Origin of the sequence: Kitasatospora sp. NPDC048722, from assembly GCF_040650235.1 — a bacterium.
In the GTDB taxonomy this organism is placed as follows: Bacteria; Actinomycetota; Actinomycetes; order Streptomycetales; family Streptomycetaceae; genus Kitasatospora.
Map to the genome: position 1 here is coordinate 94,519 of NZ_JBEZGX010000015.1, position 22,674 is coordinate 117,192.

17 protein-coding genes are annotated in these 22,674 nt (G+C 74.5%); 8 read left to right on the forward strand and 9 right to left on the reverse strand.

The window, feature by feature from the left end; translation table 11 throughout:
• Positions 1–222 precede the first annotated feature (222 nt).
• Positions 223–936 (forward strand): hypothetical protein, encoded by a 714-nt coding sequence (locus AB0C76_RS14075; RefSeq protein WP_359964200.1) that lies wholly within the window; start codon positions 223–225, stop codon positions 934–936.
• A gap of 59 nt (positions 937–995) precedes the next feature.
• Here the strand turns inward: AB0C76_RS14075 and AB0C76_RS14080 are convergent, their stop codons facing one another.
• Positions 996–3,761 carry a SpoIIE family protein phosphatase gene (locus AB0C76_RS14080; RefSeq protein ID WP_359964202.1) on the reverse strand — a complete coding sequence of 922 codons (2,766 nt, stop codon included), beginning with the start codon at positions 3,759–3,761 and terminating at the stop codon, positions 996–998.
• A gap of 265 nt (positions 3,762–4,026) precedes the next feature.
• Here AB0C76_RS14080 and AB0C76_RS14085 point away from each other — a divergent pair, with 265 nt between their 5' ends.
• The 4 genes from AB0C76_RS14085 to AB0C76_RS14100 all read left to right on the forward strand — a co-directional run bounded on the left by AB0C76_RS14085 (position 4,027) and on the right by AB0C76_RS14100 (position 9,442).
• Positions 4,027–5,220 (forward strand): rhodanese-like domain-containing protein, encoded by a 1,194-nt coding sequence (locus AB0C76_RS14085; protein ID WP_359964204.1) that lies wholly within the window; start codon positions 4,027–4,029, stop codon positions 5,218–5,220.
• A gap of 104 nt (positions 5,221–5,324) precedes the next feature.
• On the forward strand, positions 5,325–5,984 hold the full coding sequence (locus AB0C76_RS14090; protein WP_359964206.1) for a DUF5819 family protein: 660 nt from the start codon (positions 5,325–5,327) through the stop codon (positions 5,982–5,984).
• A 143-nt stretch (positions 5,985–6,127) separates the two neighbouring features.
• The gene (locus AB0C76_RS14095; protein ID WP_359964282.1) at positions 6,128–7,303 is read left to right on the forward strand and encodes an HTTM domain-containing protein; all 1,176 of its coding nucleotides are present in this window, start codon (positions 6,128–6,130) and stop codon (positions 7,301–7,303) included.
• Positions 7,304–7,312: 9 nt separating this feature from the next.
• On the forward strand, positions 7,313–9,442 hold the full coding sequence (locus tag AB0C76_RS14100; protein WP_359964208.1) for an FUSC family protein: 2,130 nt from the start codon (positions 7,313–7,315) through the stop codon (positions 9,440–9,442).
• A 42-nt stretch (positions 9,443–9,484) separates the two neighbouring features.
• Here the strand turns inward: AB0C76_RS14100 and AB0C76_RS14105 are convergent, their stop codons facing one another.
• Entirely contained in the window at positions 9,485–10,153 is a 669-nt protein-coding gene (locus AB0C76_RS14105; protein ID WP_359964210.1) for a hypothetical protein, read from the reverse strand.
• A 115-nt stretch (positions 10,154–10,268) separates the two neighbouring features.
• On the opposite strand from AB0C76_RS14105, the gene AB0C76_RS14110 reads away from it, so the two are divergent.
• A complete protein-coding gene (locus AB0C76_RS14110; RefSeq protein WP_359964212.1) occupies positions 10,269–10,919 on the forward strand; it encodes a helix-turn-helix domain-containing protein in 651 nt (216 codons plus the stop codon).
• 14 nt (positions 10,920–10,933) lie between these two features.
• Complete coding sequence (locus AB0C76_RS14115; protein WP_359964284.1) at positions 10,934–11,692, forward strand: RNA methyltransferase; 759 nt, start codon at positions 10,934–10,936, stop codon at positions 11,690–11,692.
• A 19-nt stretch (positions 11,693–11,711) separates the two neighbouring features.
• On the opposite strand, the gene AB0C76_RS14120 is transcribed toward AB0C76_RS14115, so the two are convergent.
• The 5 genes from AB0C76_RS14120 to AB0C76_RS14140 form a co-directional block, all read right to left on the reverse strand.
• Entirely contained in the window at positions 11,712–13,037 is a 1,326-nt protein-coding gene (locus AB0C76_RS14120; protein WP_359964213.1) for a peptidoglycan-binding protein, read from the reverse strand.
• A 219-nt stretch (positions 13,038–13,256) separates the two neighbouring features.
• Positions 13,257–14,177 carry a pyridoxamine 5'-phosphate oxidase family protein gene (locus AB0C76_RS14125; RefSeq protein WP_359964215.1) on the reverse strand — a complete coding sequence of 307 codons (921 nt, stop codon included), beginning with the start codon at positions 14,175–14,177 and terminating at the stop codon, positions 13,257–13,259.
• 13 nt (positions 14,178–14,190) lie between these two features.
• Positions 14,191–14,661 (reverse strand): VOC family protein, encoded by a 471-nt coding sequence (locus AB0C76_RS14130; protein ID WP_359964217.1) that lies wholly within the window; start codon positions 14,659–14,661, stop codon positions 14,191–14,193.
• Between the two features lie 257 nt (positions 14,662–14,918).
• On the reverse strand, positions 14,919–15,956 hold the full coding sequence (locus AB0C76_RS14135) for a hypothetical protein (protein ID WP_359964219.1): 1,038 nt from the start codon (positions 15,954–15,956) through the stop codon (positions 14,919–14,921).
• 274 nt (positions 15,957–16,230) lie between these two features.
• Entirely contained in the window at positions 16,231–18,396 is a 2,166-nt protein-coding gene (locus AB0C76_RS14140; RefSeq protein ID WP_359964221.1) for a protease pro-enzyme activation domain-containing protein, read from the reverse strand.
• Between the two features lie 255 nt (positions 18,397–18,651).
• Here AB0C76_RS14140 and AB0C76_RS14145 point away from each other — a divergent pair, with 255 nt between their 5' ends.
• Positions 18,652–19,218 (forward strand): CGNR zinc finger domain-containing protein, encoded by a 567-nt coding sequence (locus AB0C76_RS14145; protein ID WP_359964223.1) that lies wholly within the window; start codon positions 18,652–18,654, stop codon positions 19,216–19,218.
• A gap of 64 nt (positions 19,219–19,282) precedes the next feature.
• Here AB0C76_RS14145 and AB0C76_RS14150 read toward each other — a convergent pair whose 3' ends face one another.
• On the reverse strand, positions 19,283–20,776 hold the full coding sequence (locus AB0C76_RS14150) for an FAD-dependent monooxygenase (RefSeq protein ID WP_359964225.1): 1,494 nt from the start codon (positions 20,774–20,776) through the stop codon (positions 19,283–19,285).
• 145 nt (positions 20,777–20,921) lie between these two features.
• Entirely contained in the window at positions 20,922–22,619 is a 1,698-nt protein-coding gene (gene paaN / locus AB0C76_RS14155; RefSeq protein ID WP_359964227.1) for a phenylacetic acid degradation protein PaaN, read from the reverse strand.
• Positions 22,620–22,674 lie beyond the last annotated feature (55 nt).

The following is a 22,674-nucleotide window of genomic DNA, read 5'->3' on the forward strand; positions in this document are numbered from 1 at the left end:
TAGGGGGGATCCCCTCCCCCCTGAGGATGACCCTTATCCCCATCCATGCCGATGTGGATTTGTTAAGAGGCTTCTAATGTTGAGGTAGCTGAGAAAAGACTCAACGGTTCGGGGATTCGGGAGAGGACGGCTGTGATTCACAGGACCCACGCGGGGGGCGTGCGAAAGGGGCCGCTGGCGACAGCCAGAGCGGCCGCTGTCGCCGAGTGGGGGACGTTGTTCGTGACGGTCCGCGACCAGGTGGTGCGCAAGAAGTTCGCCGCCGTTCCGCTGGCCACCACGGCGACGTTTCTGATCCTGCTGTTCAGCATCGTGCAGCACCTGCCCGGGGGCGAGCGCTTCGTCAACCACATCGGTGTGGTGAAGGCCGCGCTGCCGCTGGACGTCTCGCTGCTGCGCACCCCGCTTTCGCTGTACGTCCCGGCGCTGGACCTGCCGGTCTGGGGGGCGCTGGCCCAGGTCTTCCTGGTCTTCGGCATCGCCGAGATCGTGCTCGGCCGGCGGATGACGCTGGTGGTGGCCTACGCCTGCACGCTGGCGGGCACGCTGTTCGCCCGGTTCGGCGTGGCGATCGGGCCGGACCACCTGTTCGGCTTCCCGAAGTGGGTCGCCTACGTGCGGGACACCGGGCCGTCGGCCGCGGTCGTGGCGCTGGCGATCTGCATCGCGTTCCGCTGCCGGGCCTGGTTCACCGCCGGGCTGGTGGTGGTCATGATGGTCGGCGAGGCGGTCGTCCTGCCGAACCTGGCCGGTCTGGAGCACGTCGTCGCGGTGATCACCGCGCTGCTGATCGCCGTCTCGGTCGAGGTGTTCGGCGACTTCTGGCCGCGGGTGCTGGCCGGGGTCGGGGCCGCCACCTCGGTGGCCACGGTGGCCTCCCGCGAGGTCGCGGTGGAGGCCCGGCGGCGGACCTCGGCGGGCGCCGTCATCCCGTAGGCAGCGTGGTTTCGGCCTGAGCGGCCGGGTACCGGGCAGCACGCCCGGTACCCGGCCGCTCAGGCCTTCCGGGGGTGGTGGGGCAGCGGGAGCTCGAACCAGACGACCTTGCCGACCGCCTTGCGGGCGGTGCCCCAGCGCTCGGCGAGCTTGGTCACCAGGGTGAGGCCGCGGCCGGTCTCGCCGAGCTGCTCGGCGGGCTCCAGCGAGGGCAGGTTGTGGTTGTCGTCGCTGACCTCGACCAGGAGCTTGTCCACCCGGATCAGCTGCAGCCGGACCCGGTCCCGGGCCACCCGGACGGCGTTCGTGACCAGCTCGCTGACCAGCAGCTCGGTGGTGTCGCTGAGCGCCTCCAGGTGCCAGGCGGCCAGCTGCTCGCGGACCAGGGCGCGGGCCCGGCGGACCTCGCGGTGGTCGACGGTGAGGTCCCAGGTGGCCACCTCGGACGGGGCGACCCCGTCGAAGCGGGCCACCAGGAGGGCGACGTCGTCCTTGCGGTCGTCCGAGTGCAGGCGCTCCAGCACCACGTCGCAGGCCTGCTCGGGGCTCTGCTGCGGGTCGATCAGGTTGCCGCAGAGCGCGGCCAGGCCCGCTCCTATGTCGCCGCCCCTGACCTCGACCAGGCCGTCGGTGCAGAGCACCAGCATCGAGCCGTCCGACACGTCGATGGTCTTGGCGACGAACGGCACCCCGCCGACCCCGATCGGCGCGCCGGCCGGGATCTCCAACAGCTCGCCGCTGCCGTCCGGGTGCACCAGGACCGGCGGGACGTGGCCGGCGCTGGCCAGCTCGCAGGTCCGGTTGATCGGGTCGTACACCGCGTACAGGCAGGTGGCGAGGTGGTCGTCGCCGAGTTTGTGGGCCAGGTTGTCGAGGTGGCGCAGCAGCTGGCCGGGCGGCAGGTCGAGCGCGGCGAGGGTCTGCATCGCGGTGCGGAAGCGGCCCATCGCGGCGGCCGAGTGCAGGCCGTGCCCCATCACGTCGCCGACCACCAGGGCGACCCGGCTGCCGGGCAGCTGGATCGCGTCGAACCAGTCGCCGCCGACCTCGGCCTTCGGGTCGCCGGGCAGGTAGCGGTGGGCGATCTGCACACCGGGGATCTGCGGCGGGCGGGTCGGGATCATCGAGCGCTGCAGGGTGGTGGCGACCCGGGACTCGGCGCGGTGCAGCCTGGCGTTGTCGAGCGACAGGGCGGCGCGGACGGCCAGTTCCTTGAGGGTCGCGGCGTCGCTCTCGTCGAAGCGGGTGCGGTCGGGCAGTCTGAGCAGCTTGAGGATGCCGAGCACGGTGCCCCGGGCGGAGAGCGGGACGACCAGCATCGAGCGGCCGGAGACCACCTGGGCCAGCCGGGCGCCGCCGAGCGCGATGGCGTAGTCGACCGCGACGTCGTCGCTGACCACCGGGACGAGGACCGGCTGGTTCAGCTGGAGGGCCATCCCGGGCGGGGTGCGGCGGGGCATGCTGACCAGCGCTCCCTCGGACAGGACGTGGTCCCAGGCGCCGCCGGTCTCGTTGTAGACCAGGGCGACCCGGCGGAGCATGGTGTCGTCGTCCGGCCGGGCGGCGGGCAGCTCGGAGTCGGAGATCAGTCCGTCCACGAGGTCCACGCAGGCGAAGTCGGCGACCCGGGGGACCAGCACCTGGCAGAGCTCGTGGGCCGTGAAGCCGAGGTCCAGGGTGGTGCCGACCTTGCCGCCGACCTCGTTCAGCAGGGCCAGCTGCTCGCCGGCGTGGCCGTTGGTCAGGAACGGGCCGAGGCGGCCGCCGTGGGGCGGGCCGTCGGCGCCGCCGGGGGCGGGGACGGACGGGGTGGTGTCCGGGGACTGGTCGCCGCGGGCGCACCGCCCGACCGGGGCCGGGGCGAGGGCCTGGTGGCCGTTGGCGGACGATTCGACGGCGGCCGGCTCGATGGCGGCGCCTCCTCCGGTGGGGGACGGGACGGACAGGGTGGCCGGCCTGGCGGCAGGCCGCTCGGCGCAATCGCGCTGGCCGGGCAGCGGGCCGGCCGGGCGGCCGCGGACGGTCCGGGACGCGGCGGCCTGCTCGGGCTGCGGCGGCGGGCCGACCCGGGCGGCGCGCTGCTGGGCGGTGGGGTAGCGGCGGCCGATCCCGGCGGCGGCGTGCGCGGTGCCGCACTGCGGGTCGGACGGCAGCACCGGGAGCACGGTGGCCGCGTCCAGCCGCAGGGCGGGCAGCCCGGCGACCTCCAGGGCCGCCAGCAGTGGTGCGCGGTGGGCGGCGGGCAGGAGCCGGGCCAGCGCCGGAGCGGAACCGGCGGGGGTTCCGCCGGGCGGGGTGAGCGCGGCGCCCAGTCCGTGGAAGCCGCCCCGGGCTGCGGCGGCGGGCGCGAACGGCAGCAGCCGCTCGCCCAGCGCGAGGCGCGGTCCCGAGGTGCGCAGCGGGCGGGCGTCCGCGGCCAGGGCGAGCAGGCCGCCGGACGGGCCGGGCAGCGGGTAGGCCCACCACAGCACGTCGCGCAGGTGGTCCTCGCGGTCGGTGACGGGCATCTGACCGGCCCAGGGACTGCCGTCGGCGGTCAGTGCGGCCAGGGTGTCGAGGGCGTCGCAGCGGCGGCGGGCACAGGTGGCGCCGGCGGCACCGCGGGGCTCCACGGCGGGCAGCAGGCCCGAGGCGGGGCGGTCGCGGGCGACCTCGGCCCGGTGGCCGAAGAGCTCCTCGGCGGCTCGGCTCCACTGGGCGATCCGTCCGGCCCGGTCGACCAGGACGAGGGCGAGCCGGACCAGGGCGGCGACACCCGCCGGGTGGCCTCCCGGAACGGCCTCGGCGCCCGCCGGACGCGGTGTGGAGTTGGGCTCGTCCACCATGGATACGGTCTGCTCCCGCCTGGCCGCCACGCCTGGAGGCGGCCGTCTCTCTGGAGGAAGGCACGCTGTGCGGATACCAGCGAAGCACGGACCGGGCCGGGCTCGATAGCGAAACGGGGAGATTCATCAGGATCGGTTGCACACCGCTTGCCTCGCGCCGGTTCGTACCCCCCTTCCGCCCGGTTGACGCTTTCCGCGCGGGGGTAGGGTGGCAGGCCGGGCCGCCCGGCGGCCGAACGCAGTAGGGACGAGACAGAGGCGAGAAGTGACCGCGCAGATCCCCGTCCGCTGGACGGACCCGGAGCAGCAGGAGCTGGAGGAGCGGGTCGCCGCCGCCGAACTCGCCTGGCTGAGCATGGACGTCGACGTGCAGACGCTGCGGGTCGAGATCGACAACTTCGCGCTGATCCACCATCAGCTGCTCGGCCCGCTCTACGCCCGGCTCGACGAGCTGGACGCCCTGGTCGCCGAGGCCGTCGCGGCCACGACCGGGCGCCCCGAGGACGTCCGGCGGGCCGCCGAGGCCAGGCAGCAGGTCGAGGAACTCCCCGACCTGGACGCGCTGTTCGACTCCGTCCAGGCGGTCCGCGAGGAGCGCGGCGGCGAGGAGGAGGCCGTCCCGGCCCCGCCCGCCGCCCCGGCCAAGGTCCGCCCCGGGCGGGAGGCCCAGCGCATCTACCGCGACCTCGTGCGCCGCGCCCACCCCGACCTCACCACCGACCCGGCCGAGCAGGAGCGCCGGGCCGCGTTCCTCGTGCGGGTCAACGAGGCCTACGCGTTCGGCGACGCCGGCGCGCTGGCCGGCCTGGCCGCCGAGTGGTCCACCGCGCCCGAGGCGGCGCCCGCGCCGGATGCGCCGGACCGGCTGGAGTGGCTGCGCCGCCGACTGGAATGGCTCACCGCGAAGATCGCCGAGACCGCCGCCGAGCAGGTCCGGCTGGAGCGCACCCCGATGGGGCAGCTCCTCGCGCTCGCGCCGCAGGACCCGGACGGGCTGCTGGAACAGCTCGCCGAGGAGCTGCTGGCCAAGGCCGCGGACCGGCAGGCCGAGCTGGCCCGGCTGCTCGGCGACACCCAGCCCCCGGTGGGCGACAATGGCACGGACCCGATCGATCCCCAGGAGAGCCACACGATGTTCCCGCAGATCCCCTCCGCCGACGCCGCCTCCGTGCCCGCCGACGCCGTCCTCCTGGACGTCCGCGAGCAGGACGAGTGGGACGCGGGCCACGTGGACGGCGCGCTGCACATCCCGCTCGGGCAGGTCATCGCCCGGCTCGGCGAACTGCCGGACGACAAGCTGTACGTGCTGTGCCGTGTCGGCGGCCGCTCGGCGCAGGTCGTCCAGTACCTGGTGCAGCAGGGCCGGGACGCGGTGAACGTGGACGGCGGCATGTACGCCTGGGAGGGCGCGGGCCGTCCCATGGTCAGCAGCACCGGCCAGGACGCGTACGTCCTCTGATCCCTGCTCCGACCCGTACGCACCCTTCGGCCCGGTAGGGCAGGATGGGCGCGCGACCGACCCGGGACGGGCCCGGCGGCGCCCGTCCGGCAGGGGGAGTGCGCATGGCCGACAGCACGGACACACCGGCCGGCGGGCGGGTCTGGTCGCGGCCCGCGCAGCTGGTGCTGGGCCTGGCCGCCGTGGTGCTGCTCACCGGGACGGGACTGTTCCTCGGTGCGGTGTTCCTGCACGTCGCGCCCGCCAACACGGTGTCCCGGCAGTACCGGGAGCAGATCGACGGGGTGGTCTACCCCGAGTTCGAGCAGAACTGGAAGCTCTTCGCGCCCAACCCGCTCCAGCAGAACGTCGGCCTGGACGCCCGGGTGCGGACCGTCGCCGACGGCGGCGCCACCGAGACCCGCGACTGGCTCGGGCTGACCGCCCGGGACATCGCCGCGATAAGGGGCAACCCGGCGCCCAGCCACGTCGACCAGAACCTGCTGCGGCGGGCCTGGGACTTCTACGACGGCTCGCACAACCCGCAGGACGAGACGCTGACCAACAGCCGCGGCAAGCTCGCCGAGGAGTACCTGAAGCGCATCGCGCTCCAGCGGATCGGCCGGAGCGTGGACGGCGAGCGGATCCTGGAGATCCAGTTCCGGGTGACCTCGGCGACCGTCCCGCCGCCGTCCTGGAGCGGGGAGGCCCCGCCGCCCGGTCCCAAGGTGCGGGAGCTGCCCTGGTGGCCGGTGGACGACGAGGACTACCGGGGGCTCGGGTGAACGAGGTGTCGCAGCCGGAGGCCTCGCCGGCCGGGCTCGAACAGCCGCGGTTGGACGGGATCCCGCGTCAGGGCGGGCAGCAGGTCGTGCCCGTGTCCGCACCCGAGTCCGTGCCCACGTCGGTGCCGGGTCCGCTCGCACGCGTGGGCCGGGCGCTGGAGGCGTTCACCGGGCGGGTGCTCGGCCGCCACCAGGCGGCGGTGGTGCGGATCGGCTTCGGGCTGGTCTGGCTCGCCTACCTGTTGCGCGAGTGGCCGAACCGGCGGGTGCTGTACGGCGACCGGTCGCCCTGGTCGATGGACCTCGCCCAGCAGCTCCTCGCCGACAACGGGGCCTTCACCGTGCTGCCCTGGTTCCACGGGCGGCTCTGGTTCGAGGCGGTCTACCACCTGGCGGTGCTCGCCGCCCTCGCCGTGGTGCTCGGCTGGCGGACCCGGGCGAGCACGGTGCTCTTCCTGGTCACCGTGCTGTCGCTGCAGAACCGGGACGTCTTCCTCGGCGACGGCGGCGACAACGTCGTCCACCTGATGGCCGTCTACCTGGTCTTCACCCGCTGCGCCGAGGTGTGGTCGCTCGACGCCCGCCGGGGCCGTCCCGGGTGGGGCGGCGTCGTGCTCTGGGCCGCCCTCGGGGCCGTCCTGGTGGCCTGTCAGTTCGGGGACTTCTCCGGGGACAGCCTGACCTGGACCTCCGCCTCGTTCCCGTACCTCGGGTGGGCGCCGCTGTCCTGGGGGCTCTGGGCGGTGGCCGGGCTCTGGTGGGCGCTCGGCCGGCTGCGGCCCGACGGCGAGGTGCGGGCGGTGCTCGACGGGCTCGCGACCATGGTGCACAACTGCGCGATGCTGGTGATCGCCGCCGAGGTGGTGCTGATCTACGCGACGGCCGGCTGGTACAAGGTGCAGGGCACGCGCTGGCAGGACGGCACCGCGCTGTACTACCCGCTCCACCTGGACTACTTCGCGCCCTGGCCGGCGCTGTCCGCGCTGGTCGGCTCGGCGCTGGTGCCGGTGTTCCTGATCTCCTACGGCACGGTGATCGTGCAGGTCGCGTTCCCGTTCACGCTGCTCAACCGGCGGGTCAAGAACGTCCTGTTGGCGATCATGATGGCGGAGCACCTCGGGATCGCGGTGGTGCTCGGGCTGCCGGTCTTCTCGCTCGCGATGGTCGCGGCGGACGCGGTGTTCCTGCCGACCGGCGCGCTGCTCTGGGCGGAGCGGCGGGTGCGGTGGGTGCGGCGGGTGCGGCGGGTGCGGCCGAGCCGGCGGGGCGGTGCGGTGCGGCGGGAACGGGTGCCGGTGGGAGCGGACGAGCCGCTCTAGGATGGCGCTATGTCCTGGTTTGCCGCGCTACGTGACACCGCGCGAACCGGACTCACCCTCGACCGGGCGCTGACCGACCCCAAACGGGCGGCGCGCGGGGCCGGCGCCGTGGGGCTCGTGCTGTTCCCCACCCTCGCGCTCGGCGGGCCCTCGCTGGCGACCTCGGCCGCGATGGGCGCGTTCATCGCCGGGACGGCCACCTTCCAGCGCAGCTTCCGGCCCCGGGCCAGCCTCGCCGTCGCCGCCGGGATCGGGCTCGGCACCAGCACCTTCCTCGGGTACCTGGCCGTCGGCGTCCTCGGGCTGTTCCCCGCGCTGCTGGCGGTGTGGGCCTTCGCCGCCGGACTCGCCTGGGCGGTCGGGCCGACCGCGGGGGTGGTCGCGGCCAACACCGTCTCGGTGATGCTGGTCGTCGTCCAGCTCCCGGTCGGCGTGCCCGCCGCGCTCGGCCACGGACTCGTCGCGGCCCTCGGCGGCGTCGTCCAGGCCGCCGTCATCACCCTGTGGCCGATCGGCAGTTGGACCGCCCAGCGGGCGGCCCTCGCCGACACCTACGCCGAACTCGGCGACTATGCCCGGCGGTTGCGGCAGGACCCGACCGCGCACGTCGACCCCGCGCCGTTCATGACCGCCCGGCACGCCGCTGCCCTCACCCCCTGGCAGGACCGCCACCGGCCGCCCGAACTGCGCGGCCTGCGCGGCATCGCCGAACGCATCCGCCCCACCCTGGCCGCGCTCGCCGACCCCAAGGTCGGCGCGCCGGAGGAAGGGCCGCAGCGGGACCGCGCCCGGGAGGTCCTCGCCGCGTCAGCCGAGGCCATGGACGCCCTCGCCCGGGCCATCAGGACCGGCGATCCCGTCCGGCTCCCCCGCACCGCGCCCGTCTACGCGCTGGCGGCACCCGTCCCGCTGGCCGCGCCCGAGGCGGACGCGCGGCTGCAGGGCGCGGCCAAGCGCTCGGCGCGGCGGCTCGGCGGGTTGCTGCGCAAGGCCGCCGACGCGCTGGACCGCGGCGACGTGGACACCGTCACCGTGCCCGTCGTCGGGGCGGGCGGCGCGCTGCACAAGCCGCCGCTGTTCCGGATGCTGCCCGCCGCGCTGCGGGCGGTGCGGCGGCAGGTCCGGCCGCGCTCGGCGGTGTTCCAGCACGCCGTCCGGCTCACCGGGGTCGTCACGGCCGCGTACCTGCTGGCGCGGGCCGCCGGGTTCGAGCACGGGTACTGGGCGCCGATGACCGCCGCGATGGTCATGCGGCCCGACTTCGCCCAGACCTACAGCCGGGGCGTCGCCCGGCTCGCCGGGACGGTCGTCGGGGTCGCCGTCTCGACCCTCGTGGTCCAGCTGGCGCACCCGGGCGAGTGGGTGCTCGCGGCGCTGGCGGTGCTCTGCATCGGCGGGGCCTACCTGACGCTGCGGACCGGGTACGCGCTGATGACCGTCGGCATCTCGTCGTACGTCGTCTTCCTGCTCGGACTTCAGCCGGGCAACCCGCTGACGACCGCCTTCGAGCGGGTCGGGCTGACCCTGCTCGGCGGATCCGTCGCGCTCGTCACGTACGCGCTCTTCCCGACGTGGCAGACCGCCCGGCTCGGCGAGCGGCTCGCGGAGTGGCTGGCCGCCGCCGGGCGGTACGCGGCGGCGGTGATCGACGGCTACGAGGACCCGGCTGCACCGCGCGGACGGGATGTGCGGACGGCGCTGCTGGACTCCCGGGAGGCGCGGTCCGAACTGCTCCAGGCGATGGAACGGGCCGATGCCGAACCGGGACGGCACGCGTCCGGACTGCCCGGAGTGGGTCGGCGCCAGATCGACCGGGCCAGGGCCGCGGTCGGGCGCCTCGGGCGGGCGGCCGTCCTGCTGGAGGCCCACCTGCCGGCGGGCGACGCCGAACCGGTGCCGGGGGCGGCGGGGTTCGCCGAGGAACTGCGGCTCGGGACGGCGCTCGCGGCGGGGGCGCTGCTGACCGGGCGGCCGGTGGACTTCGGGGCGGTGCGGGAGGCGCAGGCGCGGTTGGAGAACCGGCTGGCGCAGGCGCCGGAGGGGGTGCAGCGGGACGTGCTGTGGGCGGGGGTGCGGCTGCTGATGCACGCGTTGAAGGACCTGGAGCGGGCTCTGCGGGGGCGGGAGGACGTGGGCTGAGACGGCGGGGCCGGATCGGAGGAGTGCCTGGGAGGCTGGGGGTCAGGCGCGGGTGGCGGCTTCCAGCCAGTTGGTGAACTCGCAGGCGAAGTGCCACTGGTGGCCGGTGGCGAGCCCGGCGGGGGCGGCTTCGGGGAACTGGACGGTGAGGCGGATCCGCAGGCCGTCCGGAGTGTCGGCGAACTCGTGCATGACGCGCAGGACCTCGGTGCCGTCGGCGAGGGTGCCGGTGCCGCCGATGCGGACCGGGAAGGTCTCGTGGCCGGGGCCCGAGATCGGGACGCCGTCGTGGAAGCGGAGGAAGAAGCGGGCCGGGCCGGCGCCGATGGTCTCGATGATCTCGACCCGTTCGCCGGTGGAGTCGGCGAGGTAGTGCTCGGGGTTGGCGGTGAGCAGGGCCTCGCGGTCGGGGGCGTGGAGCCGGCCCTGCCACCAGGTGAGGAAGCCGGCCGCGTCGACGCCGGTGGCGGCGAGTTCGGTGACGGCGGTGCGCCACCTGCCCTCGGAGGCGTGCGCCCAGGCGGTCAGGGCGTTGTCGGCGGCGCTGGTGTCGGGGGCGAGGAGTTCGCGCATCCGGTCGTCGCCGAGGCGCTGCTTGAGCAGGTGCAGGGCGGCGCGGGCGCGGTCGAGTTCCCAGGCGAGGACGGTCTCGCGGGGGTGGGCGGTGCCGTCGATGTCGGTGCGGACGGTGAGTGCGGTGGTGGTCGTCATGGCGTCGCTCCTCGAACAGGACGGGTGAGAGGACGAATAGGCGGAGAGATTCTCTCCGCTTAGTGAGGTGACGGTAGCATAGGGGGAGAGAAGTTCTCCGGTTAGGGAGTGATGGATGAGGGCCGACGCGGAACGCAGCCGGCGCAGGATCCTGGACGCCGCGTGCGAGGTGTTCCTGGAGCGGGGCCCGGACGCCCCGCTGGACGCCGTGGTCCGGCGGGCCGGGGTCGGCCCCGCGACGCTCTACCGGCGCTTCCCCGACCGCGAGGCCCTGGTCCGCGCCCTCGTCACCGACCTGCTGGCCCGGCTCACCGCGGCCGCCGACGAGGCGCGCCGGGCCGAGGCCGATCCGTACCGGGCGCTGCGCCGCTTCGTCCACGCCGCCGCCGACCTGCGGATGGGCGCCGCGATCGTGGTGCTGCTCGACGAGCTGGTGGTGGACGACGAGTTGGTGGCCGTCCGCCGGGGCGCGGTCACCGCCGTCGAGGCCCTGCTGTGCGGTGCCCAGGAGGCCGGCCGGCTGCGCGCCGACGTCGGGATGGGCGACCTCGTGCTGCTGTGCGTCCGGGCGTCCCGTCCGCTCCCGGGCGGGCTGGCCGCGCTCGACGCGGACGGCTCCCTGGTGCACCGGCACCTGGACCTCGCGCTGGCCGGGCTGGCGGTGGCCGATCCCGACGGTCCCGCGGGCGCGCCGCTCGGCTTCGACGAGGTGATCGCGGCCGCCGGACGCCCCGGTGAGCCCGTGGACGGCGGGGTGGAAGCATGAACGCCGTGAACAGCATGGACGACGTGGTGCGCGGCTGGCGGGCGGCGGAGCGGGAGCCGGGGACGGTCCTGCTGGACGGGTTCCACCCGCTGAAGCACGCGTTGCGCTTCGGCGGGGAGGTCCGGCAGGTGCTGACCGCCGACCGGGCCGCGCTGCTGGCGCTCGCCGCCGAGCTGGCCGAGGACGTCGGGCCGGCACTGGCCGGGATCGCGGTGGAGGTGCCGGAGGCCGCGCTGCGGACGCTGGCGCCCCGGCTGCACCCGACCGGGGTGATCGCGCTGGCGGTGCGGCCGTCCGCCGGGGCGAACCGGGCCGCGCTCGGCCACCGGCCCCGCCGCGCGCCGGTCGTACTGCTGGAGAACCCGCGCAACCTGGGCAACGTCGGCGCTGTGATCCGGCTCGCGGCGGGCTTCGGCGCCACCGGGGTCGTCACCACCGGCGACCTCGACCCCTGGCACCCGACCGTCGTGCGCGGCAGCGCGGGCCTGCACTTCGCGACCGCGGTCGAGCGGCTGGCCCTGCCGGAACTGCCCGCCGGGCCGCTCTACGTGCTGGACCCCGAGGGCGCGGACATCCGCACGCTGGCGTTCCCGGACGACGCGCTGCTGGCGTTCGGCACCGAGCGGCACGGCGTCTCGGCGGAGCTCAAGGCGCGCGCGGACCACCTGGTCGCGGTGCCGATGCAACCGGGGGTGTCCAGCTTCAACCTCGCGACGAGCGTCGCGATGGGGCTCTTCCACTGGATGTCCGGACGCCCGCCCGGCCGCGCCTGAGCGGACGGGCGCCGGGACGTCAGGAGAACAGCCGCCGCCACGTCTCCGGGCCCGGGTAGCCGTCGGCGTCGGTGCCGCTCCAGCCCTGGTCCTGCTGGAAGGACTGGACGCCGGCACGGTCGGCCTCGCCCCACTGCGGGCCGGGGCCGACGGTGTAGGCGCCGCCGAAGCCCTTGCGGACGAGCTGCTCGCCGAGCTGACGGACGTGGTCGTTGTTCGCGCCGGGCCCGAACCGGTCGGCGCCCGGGTACGCGGGTGCGCCGCTCGCGGGCGCGGGCGGGGGCGGCAGCGGGGTGCCGGCGTCGATGTTCCGGCCCTTGCCGTCGACCAGGTAGTCCCAGGTGTCCTTGCCCGGGATGCCGTCGGCCTCGCTGCCGCGCCAGCCCTGGGCGAGCTGGAAGGCCTCGGTGGCCTTGCGGTCGGCCTCGCCCCACTGCGGCCCGGGGCCCGCGGAGTAGAACCGGGAGCCGCCGCGCTGCACGAGCATCTGGCCGAGCTTGGTGACGTACGCGTTGTTCGCACCGGGGCCGAACTTGTCGGCGCCGGGGAAGGCCGTCGACGGGGCGCCGTCGTTGCTGCCGCCGGAGAGGCCGGTGTAGCGGTACGGGACGTACGAGCCGGAGTTGTTCCAGTACGAGTACGGCGTGCTGCGCTTCGTCGTGCCGGGCGCGGTCTGCTCGTAGGCGATGTAGCGGGTGCGGGTGGAGTCGGTCCAGCCGCCGAAGATCGTCACGTGCGAACCAGCCTGCGGGTTGGCCGAGTTGTTGTAGATCAGGACGTCGCCGGGCTGGAGGTCGGCTTTGCCGATCCGCTCGGCGAAGTTCGGCAGGGTCCAGGTGGTCTGGCTGCTGTCCAGGCCCCAGGCCATCGAGACGAAGCCGGAGCAGTCCTGCCGGTAGCCGTCCGACCAGTAGCGGCCCATGCCGTACGGCACCTGCTGGTCGACCCAGCTCTGCGCGCGCTGGATGACCTGGGCCCTCGTCACCGGCTGGGCGAGGGTGCGCGGGGTGGTGCCGGTGCCGCCGTCGTCCTCGCCGTAGAGGCTGCTGACCTCGCCCTGCGGGTTCTGCGGGGTGGCGCTGCTGCCGCCGCCCGGGCTGGGGGCGGGGGCGGCGACGGCCGCCGTGGCCGCGGCCGTGCCGCCGCCCATCGCGGTGCCGACGGCGGCCACCAGGACCGCCGCGCGACGGCGGATGCTGCGGGCCGCGGCGTGCCCGCCCTCGTGCACCGGGGCGGCGTGCAGCCGGGCGCGGCGGCGGGCGTTGCAGCCCCCGCATATGCAGTCGTCGCCGGGTTCGACCTCGACGAACTCCAGCAGCGGGGACGGGCGGTCGGCACCGGTCATGGTCCACCTCTTCCTGGTCGGTCTGACGGTGCGGCAGGACTGACCTTCCCGGGCCGGTTCCGCGTGGTACCGGGACCAAGGTCCCAAAGCGGGCGGGCCGCGGCGCGGCGGGTTGGGCCGCGCGGGTGACGGCCGTTCGGCGGCCCGGGCGTGGCGGGGGTGGAGGGGAGGCGGTAGTGCCGGCACCGGCGCCGATGGCGGGTCGGCCGGTCGGCGGGGTCAGTCGGCGGGGTGCGGGTTGGCCGGGGAGTACTCGGGGTCGGTCCAGGACAGCGGGGTGGCGTCGGCGAGTTCGACGACGCCGGTGACGGCCAGTTCGACCATCCGCTGGGCGCCGGGCACGCCCGCGCGGGCCCCGGGGGACCAGTCGGTGCGGGCCTCGCCGGTGACGAGCAGGGCGCCGCCGGTCTCCCAGTCGGGCAGGAGGAGGCCGGCCCGCGGGTCGAGCTCCAGGTTGCCGAGCGTCATGAACATGCTGTTGCCCTGGTACTCCGGCCAGACCAGCCGGTCGGGGGCGGCGGCCCGCAGGAAGCCGGGGAAGCCGCCCCGGTGGGACGCGTCCACGCCGCCGTCCGGGCCGACGGTGGCGACGAAGAACGTGTCGGCGGTGGCGGCGGTCAGCCGCTGCGCGGTGGAGAGCGCCGGCCCGGCGGACACGGCACGCGGGGCGCCGGCGGACGGGCGGTCGTGCGGCGTGCGGCGCTGGATGTACTTCGGGCAGTTGGAGACGACCTGGTCTGCGGTGATCACCAGGCCGCCCCGGCGGTCCGGCACCGAGCGGCCGTTGAGCCGCATCCGGCGCCGCCCGGCCGGGTCGAGGGCGATGGTGCCGACCCGGGCGGGGCCGGCCAGGGCGGCGGCCAGCGGGTCGTCCCCGGCGGGGCGGGCGGCGACCGTCATGGTCCGCTCGTCGCCGGCCTGGAGGAAGCCCGGGGCGCCGGCGAGCTGGGTGGCCCAGACCCGGCCGTCCGGGTCGGCGGCGCCGACCACGAGCGTCCGGCGCTCGGTGAGGAAGCGGGCGGCGACCGGCGGGATGGTGCCGCGGATCGCCCGGCCGGCGTGGTCGGCGCGCTCCCGCACGCCGGCCAGCGCCTGGGCGGCGAGCTCGCCGCGGTGGTAGGGCGTGACGGGGGTGGCCACGGCGGTCTCCGGCCTAGAAGAAGCCGCAGGTCGGGGCAGCCGCCGTGGGCGCTGCGGCGCCCGTCGCGGCGACTCCGGTGCGAGCGTAGATCTCCAGCCGGATGCCGTCGGGGTCCGTGAAGAAGATGCCGCCCGAGTCCGAGCCCTCGCCGTGCGGCACGACCCCGTCGTATGCGAACTCGGCTCCGAGCTCGCGCAGTTGACGCTCGGTGGCGCGGATCTCGTCGAGGCTCTCGACCTCGAAGGACAGGTGGTGCAGGCCGGGGGAGGCGGTGGCGAAGCTGCCGGTGCTCTGCTGCCAGAGGGTCACCACCAGGCGGCCGTCGCGGCCCATCAGGGCGTAGCGGCGCTCGGCGTCGGTGCCCTCGTGCGTCACCTGGACGCCGAGCACGGCACGGTAGAACGCGATCGAGCGCTCCAGGTCGGTGACGTTGAGGCCGACGTGGCCGGTCTTCAGGGTGTGGATCAGGGCGGGACTGGACATGCCTGGACGCTCCCGTGGCTGGCTGGTCCGGAGGGCTCGTGCCTAACCGGTACTCATGAAATTAGTGGTTAGATGATGGGGCGTCAACCGGTATCTGGGCATGAAGGGGTTAGGTGGTGGCGGTACGGCGGTACGGCGGTACGGCGGTACGGCGGCGCGAGGGCGCGACTGAACGCGAGGGCGCGAGGGCGCGAGGGCGCGAGGGCGCGGCTGAACGGGAGGGGTGGAACGGGGAGGGGCGGGGAGCCGCGGGGCGGTTACTCCCACTCCCACCGGATGCCGATGTGGCCCGGCTGCTGGTCCGGGGCGAGCACGTGGGCGCTCGCGGAGGCGCCGATCCACAGCTGCTCGCGGCGGCTGTCGACGTCCTCTCCCGGGTCGCGGTCGTACCGCTCGCAGTGCACCGGGACGGCCGCGGGGTCGAAGTGGACCTGGAGCACGTACTCGCGCACCTGGGTCGCGAAGCGGCGGCTGTACTCCAGCGTCGGGCCGCCGGGCGGGATCTCCACCTCGTACTCGAAGACCGTGCTGTCGCCCAGGCCGAGCGGGCGGTCCAACATGATCTCGCCGACGGTCAGCCCGGCCTCCGGGCGGCGGCGGACGCGGCCGAGCCGGCCGTGCCGGACCGAGGTGATCTCGGGGCAGCCGGTGGCCTCCTCGTCGGCCTTGTGCACGACCAGGCAGCGGCCGACGCCGGCGACGGTGGCCCGCACCACCTGGCGCATCCGGAGCAGGTTGCCGCGGCGATGGGCGTCGACGTAGTACGAGTCGTGGATGCTCAGCCGCTCCAGCTCGCCGGCCGGCGGGGCGTCCAGCTCGGCGAAGATGTCGGCGATCTCCTGCTCGCCGGGCCAGACGTCCTCCAGCCCGAGGTGGCAGGTGTTGGCGGCGGCGGCCCAGCGGCCGCGCGGGCGCGGCGGGCCGAGCAGCGAGGTCAGCGAGCTGTGCGGCAGCCCGAGCAGTTCCTCCAGCAGGTGGACGGCGCGCAGCGAGCTGGCCCGCTCGGGCTGGCTGCGGCCGCGTCGCCAGTAACTCAGCGTCGTGACGCTGACCCTGACGCCGCGTTGGGTGAGCGCCGCCCGGATCCGGTCCAGGCTGAGGCCGCTGGCCTCGATCGCCAGGTGCAGGGTGTCCGCGAAGCCGCCCGCGGCGGCGGGCCGGCCGGCGGCCGGCGACCCGGCGGGCGGCAGTGCCGCCGGTACCGGCGCCGGCGCGAGTACGGGCGGGCCGGTGCGCTCCGGGCGCTGTTCGACCAGCCGGAGTCGCGCGGCGTCCTGGGGCTGCTGTGCGGCCATGCGGTAACCCTCCCCACCAGGTGAGTTCGGCGGGACCGGGCCGGCGCCGGGGCGCGCCGCCAGCGGCTTCACCGAGCTTTGGGGAACCCTATGCACGGTCGAGAGGCTACGTCATCCGTCGTGCGTATGACAGTGGTCACGGCAGGTGAACCGCAGGGTTAGCGATCTTGAAACATTGCGGAAACACGCATCGTCCCAGGTGGTGACGTGTAACACACCGCCGGGGCGGGCCCTGTCGGCGCCGCCCCGGCGGGGTTCGGTTACCAGAAGGTGATCAGCCGACGTTCAGGGCGACGTCGTCGATCACGAAGCTGGTCTGGTTCGAGCCGTCCTCGGTGCCGGTGAACTTGAGGGTCACGGTCTGGCCGGCGAAGGAGGTCAGGTCGACGGTGCGCTGCACGTAGCCGGCGGCCGCGTCCACGTTGGACCAGGTCTTCAGCGTGGTCGAGTTCGCCTTCAGGGTCAGCGTGTCGTACGCGGTGCTGCCGCTCTCGGCGGTGTCGACGTGCAGCCAGAACGTCAGCGACGCGGACTTGCAGCCGGCCGGGATCGAGACGGTCTGCGACACGGTGTCGGTGTGCGAGCTGCCGTAGCCGTCCATCCAGGCCTTCCAGCTGCCGCCGTGGGCCGGCTGCGAGCTGCTGTTGTCGACCACGCCGCTCGACGTCGTCCACGGGGCCGCGGTGCCGGACTCGAAGCCGCCGTTGCCGATCAGCTGGGCCGCGGTGCAGCCGCCGGTCGGGGGCGGGGTCGGGGTGCCGCCGCCGCCGAGCAGGGCGGTGGTCAGGGCGTCCGCGACCGGGGAGCCCCAGCCGGTGACCTGGTCGTAGCCGGTCTTGGCCGGGAAGTCCTGGTTCGAGCCGGTCTTCACGTCGTGGAACGTGCTGCCGTAGCTGCTGCTGTTGGCGACGGCGTACAGGCGCGGGCTGGCCTCGCCGAGGGCGGACTGCCCGGCCGCCTTGGCCTTCTGGTTGAACTGGGCGGCGTAGCCGGACCACAGCGGGGCGGCCGCGCTGGTGCCGCCGTAGACCTGCCAGGCGCCGGCGGTGTAGATCGCGAAGCCGCTCGCCGGGTCGGCGTTGGAGGCGACGTCCGGGACGGTGCGCATGGTGCCGTTGACGCCGGTGCCGGTCTGCCAGGTCGGCTTGCTGAAGACGGTGGACACGCCGCCGCCCGCGGTGCTCCAGGCGCTCTCCGAGGAGTAGGCGTTGCCGGAGACCTTGAGGTTGGTGCCGCCGACACCGGTCTGGTGCGGGCTGGAGGCCGGGAAGTCGACGGCCTTGACGGTCGAGCCGCTGGTCGAGCGGGTGCAGTCGCGCGAGCCGTCGTCGCCGGAGGCGGAGAAGATCGAGATGCCCTGTGCGGCGGCCTGCTTGAAGGCGTTGTCGACGGCGGTCATCGAGGCGGCCGTGGTGTCCGGCTCGCAGGAGCCCCAGGAGATCGAGATGACCGAGGCCTTGTTGTCGGCCACGATCTTGTTGGCCATGTCGATCTCGCCCTGGTCCGAGTTCGGGGCCTCGTAGATCAGCTGGGTCGCCTTGGGGGCGGCACCTCGGACGATCTCGCTGTCCAGCTCGACCTCGCCCTGGCCCTGGCCGGGGGCGGAGTCGTAGTTGGCGCCGTCGACCGAGACCGTGGAGACGGCCGGGCCGGAGAGGCCGTACTGGCTGTCGTAGGTGGTCAGGTCCGAGGACGTGTAGCCGTCGAACTCCCAGAGGGCGACGGTGACTCCGGTGCCGTCGGCGCCGGTCTTGTCCAGGTTGTAGGCGCCGTCGTACTGGGCCGGGCCCACGCCGTTCGGGGTGGCCGAGGCCGCGTTCGGGGTGACCGCGTGCGGGGTCGCCAGGCGGTTCTTGCGGACCGCGTGGTTGTCCAGGCCGTGCACGCCCTGGACGACGTCGGCGAGGTCGGCCGGGACGGAGGCGGCCGCGTCGTTCGCGTAGAACGCGCGCTGCAGCTGCGGGTCGACGTAGGAGCTCTCGTGGGTGCCGAAGGCCTTCGAGACCTGGTCGTTGGTGCCGCGGGCGCTGACGACCTGGCGGTTGGCGCTCACCTCGGTGACCGTCAGACCCTGGCCGGCGAGGTAGGCCTTGACCTGGTCGACGGCGGCCTGGGTCGGGCCGAACCGCTGGTTGAACTGCTCCGGCGTCAGGTAGTGGCCGTACTCCGGGGTGCCCGGGGTGGTGACCGCCGCGAGGAAGCGGTCCAGCTCGTCGGCGTTGCGCAGCTTCAGGCTGACGGCGACCGAGATCTGCTGCTCGGCGGGCACGTCGCCCTTCTTCTCCGAGTGGGCCACCGCGGGGTTCACGGTGTTCGGCAGCTCGATGCGGGGAGCGGCGTGGGGGGTGGACGCGGCCTGCGCGGTCGTGACGCCGAGCGAGACGGCGGTCAGCGGCAGCACGGCTATGGCGGCCGCGAGGGCAAGGGTGCGGGGGCGCAACGGATCCTCCTCTGGCCGGATGTGGGGTCCGGCAAGGGGCACTTGACGCTCTGGGGTAGAACGCTGGCTAGAACATGACAGAACAACTCCTGGGATTGGCTCATGGTCAGGCAATTGGTTGCTAAAAAACAGTCAAGTGTGGAATGGCCGAACGGCAGGTGTTTCATACAGTGAATGATCGGAAATCCGGCTGTGGTCCACACCAGTTGGGGCTTCCGGGGCGGACGTAGAATCGCGTGGAGCCGAGGGAGAACGATGACTGACGTGAAGGCGGACCCGAGGGACCCCCGCCCGCTGATCGGCGAGCCGCTGGCGCTCGACCTGCTCAACACGCGCTGGGCCGGCACCCCCGTCAACGACCTGCTCGGCGAGCCCGACGGGTACGGGATCTGGCTCTCCTCCGCCGGGTTGGGCGAGCGCTGCGAGGCCGACGGAGCCGGGCTGGCCGCGGTGCTCAGGGCCCGTGAGGCGCTCGGGGCCGCGGTGCGGTCGCTCGGTGAGAACGGGGAGTTGGGCGGGGCGGCGCGCGCCGGGCTGGACGAGGTGCTCGCCCACGGGCGGATCCGGCGGACGGCCGGCGCGAGCGGCGCGGAGGACCGGATCGAGGTCGACGAGCCGCAGTGGCTGGCGGCCTGGCTCGCGGTCGACGACTTCCTCGGGCTGGTCGCGCAGGGGGCGCACCGGGTGCGGCAGTGTGCGCACGACGCCTGCATCCTGCACTTCTTCGACGCGTCGCAGAACGGGCGGCGGCGGTGGTGCCGGATGGCGGTGTGCGGGAACCGGGCGAAGGCGGCCCGGCACTACGTGAAGGCGAAGGGCTAGCGCCACGGCAGTGGCACGGCGTTCCTCGCGCCCCTTGTGGGGTGCGAGGAACGCGCGGGAGGGATCAGGCCGACGTCGGGGCGCCGAGGTGGGCGGTGAGGGCCTCGGTGACGTCGCGGTGGCCGGGGTCGACGGCGGCCCAGGCGGCGTAGCCGTCGGGGCGGATCAGTAGGACGGTGTCGCGCAGCTTGCCGTGCGGGTCGGCGGGGGCGGCGGTGACGAGCCGGTCGGTCCAGGGCGCGGCGGCGCTCTGGACGTCGTTGCTGACCAGGACGAACTTCCCGGCGCGCAGCGCCTCGTAGAGCCGCTCGGGTGCGGCGGGCTCGTCGTCGCGGGGCTTCTCGATCGCGGTCAGCCGCAGGTCGGGGACGCGCTTGCCGACCAGTGGGTGGGCGTCCTTCGGGGCGGGGTAGGCGATGTCGATCCCGGAGACCATCCGGGCGCCGCGCTCGGTGACCGGGTCGAGGTGGCCGCCGAGCGCGGTGAGCGCGCCGCGCAGGGCGCGGGTGGGCGCGGACTCGGCGAGGGCGAGCCGGATCAGGGCGCCGGAGGTGCGCAGGACCGTCTTCCCGACCGGGTGGCGCTCGGTCTGGTAGCTGTCGAGCAGCGCGTCGGTGGCGTGGCCGCGCAGCACGGCGGCGAGCTTCCAGGAGAGGTTGGCGGCGTCCTGGAGGCCGGTGTTCATGCCCTGGCCGCCGGCCGGGGAGTGGCAGTGCGCGGCGTCACCGGCCAGGAAGACCCGGCCGGAGCGGTAGTTGGGCACCTGGCGCTCGTCGCTGTGGAAGGTGGAGGCCCAGCGGGCCTCGTGCATGCCGAAGTCCTCGCCGATGGCGGCCTCGGTGATGGCGGCGATCCGCTCCAGCGAGGGGGTGGTGCCGTCCGGGACGCGCTCGGTGCGGTCCCAGGCGATGACGCGGTGGTAGCCGTCGCCGAAGGGGGCGAGGAAGGCGAAGCCCGCGCTGCCGGCGCCGACGGTGATGGTGCTCTCGGGCTCGCGCTCCAGCCGGACGTCGGCGAGCAGGACGGAGTCGACCACGGACTCGCCGGGGTACGGGACGCCGAGCAGCTCGCGGACGGTGGAGCGGACGCCGTCGGTGCCGACCGCGTAGCGGGCGCGGTGGGCGGTGCCGTCGGCGGTCTCCAGCGTGACGCCCTCGGCGTCCTGCCGCAGGCCGGTGACCTCGCTGCCGCGCAGGATCGTCGCACCGGCCTCGACCGCGCGCTCGTGCAGCAGCCGTTCGACGTTGTACTGCGGGGTGATCAGGACGAACGGGAAGCGGGTCGGCAGGTTGCCGAGCTCGACGCCGAAGCGGTTGAACATCTTCAGCGAGGTGAGCGGCCGGCCGGTGGCGATGAGGTCGTCGGCGAGGCCGCGGGCGTCGAGCATTTCGAGCGTGCGGGCGTGCACGGCGAAGGCCCGGGTGAGGTTGGACTCGGCGCCGCGCTTCTCCAGGAGGGTGACGGCGAGGCCGGCGGCGGCGAGGTCGCCGGCCAGCAGCAGGCCGGTCGGTCCGGCGCCGACGATCAGGACGTCGGTGACGGTCTGCTTCGCGGTCATGTGTCAGCTCCCGGTGGTCGGAGGGTGGTTGGACGCGTCGTTCGGCGTCCCTCCAGCCTCCATCATCCCCGGCGCGGGCGCGGGGTGTGAACCGCCGGGCCCCGGCGGTCGGTGACCGCCGGGGCCCGGTGACGTGCCGGAAGGCTCAGCCCTGCCGGCGGATCTCCACCGTGCGGAACCGGTTGGCGACGAACGCGCCGTCGCAGTAGGCGGCGTTGGCGGCCGGGTTGGCGCCGGTGCCGTGCAGGTCGGAGAAGGCGGCGGTCTGGTTGGGGAAGACCCCGCCGGTCAGGTTGAGCGAGAGCGAGACGCCGGCGTCCAGCACGGCCTCCACCAGCAGGGCCTCGACCTCGGGGGACGTGGTGTAGCCGGTGGCCGTCATCGCACCCTTCTCGCGGACGGTGGTGCGCAGCAGCTCGACCGCGGCGGCGGTGGACTCGACGGCGACGGCGAAGGAGACCGGGCCGAAGCACTCGCTGCGGAAGACCGCGCGGTCGTCCGGCTTGTCGGCGTCGAGCTTGACCAGGGCGGGGGTGCGCACGGTCGCGCCGGGGAACTCGGCGGAGACGACCGCGCGCGGGGCGAGGGCGAGTTCGCCGTACTCGCCGCCGGCCGCGGCGGCCGAGCGCTGGAGCACGCCGGGGTTGACGACGGCGCCGAGGATGGCGGCGGCGCGGGCGTCGTCGGACAGCAGGCCCTCGATCGCGCCGGCGAGGTCGGCGACGACCTGGTCGAAGGACTTGTCACCCTGGTCGGTGCCGATGCCGCCGCGCGGGATCAGCAGGTTCTGCGGGGTGGTGCACATCTGGCCGCTGTAGAGCGAGAGCGCGAAGGCCAGGTTGCCGAGCATGCCCTTGTAGTCGTCGGTGGAGTCGATGACGACCGCGTTGACGCCGGCCTTCTCGGTGTAGACCAGGGCCTGCCTGGCGTGCTCCTCCAGCCAGTCGCCGAAGGCGGTGGAGCCGGTGTAGTCGATCATCCGGATCTCGGGGCGGACGGCGAGGTCCTTGGCGACGGTGCCGCCCTCGTGCTCTGCGGCCAGGCAGACCAGGTTCGCGTCGTAACCGGCCTCGGCGAGCACCTCGCGGGCGATCTTGACGGTCAGGGCGAGCGGCAGGACGGCCCGCGGGTGCGGCTTGACGAGCACCGGGTTGCCGGTGGCCAGCGAGGCGAACAGGCCGGGGTACCCGTTCCAGGTGGGGAAGGTGTTGCAGCCGATCAGCAGCGCGAGGCCGCGCGGGACGACGGTGAACTCCTTGCTCATCACCAGCGGGTCGCGCTTGCCCTGGGGCTTGGTCCAGCCGGCCTGCTTGGGCAGCCGGGTCTGCTCGGCGTACGCGTAGGCGACGGCCTCCAGGCCGCGGTCCTGGGCGTGCGGGCCGCCGGCCTGGAAGGCCATGCCGTAGGCCTGGCCGGTGGTGTGCATGACGGCCTGGGCGAACTCGTGCGAGCGGGCGTTGATCCGGTGCAGGATCTCCAGGCAGACGGCGGCGCGCTCCAGCGGGCTCGCGGCGGCCCAGGCGGGGCGGGCGGCGCTGAGCGCGGCGATCAGCGCGTCCGGCCCGGCGTGCGGGTAGGTGATGCCCAGCTCCACGCCGTACGGGGAGGTCTCGCCGCCCACCAGGTCGCCGTCGGTGGGGTGGCCGTCGAGGGCGAACGGGGCGCCGAGCAGCGCGTCGAACGCCGCCTTGCCGTCCGCGGGACCGCTCTCGCCGTACGCCTTCGGGAACTCGGGGTAGGGCGACCAGTAGTCGCGCTTGGCGGCGGCGTCGAGTGCGGCGTCCAGGGTGGCCTGGTGGCGCGCGACCAGCTCGCTGACGAGGGGGTGGGTGACCGCGGACATCTGTTCGCTCCTCAGAGAGCCTCGGGGAGGAAGACGGGACACGTCACAGAGTAAC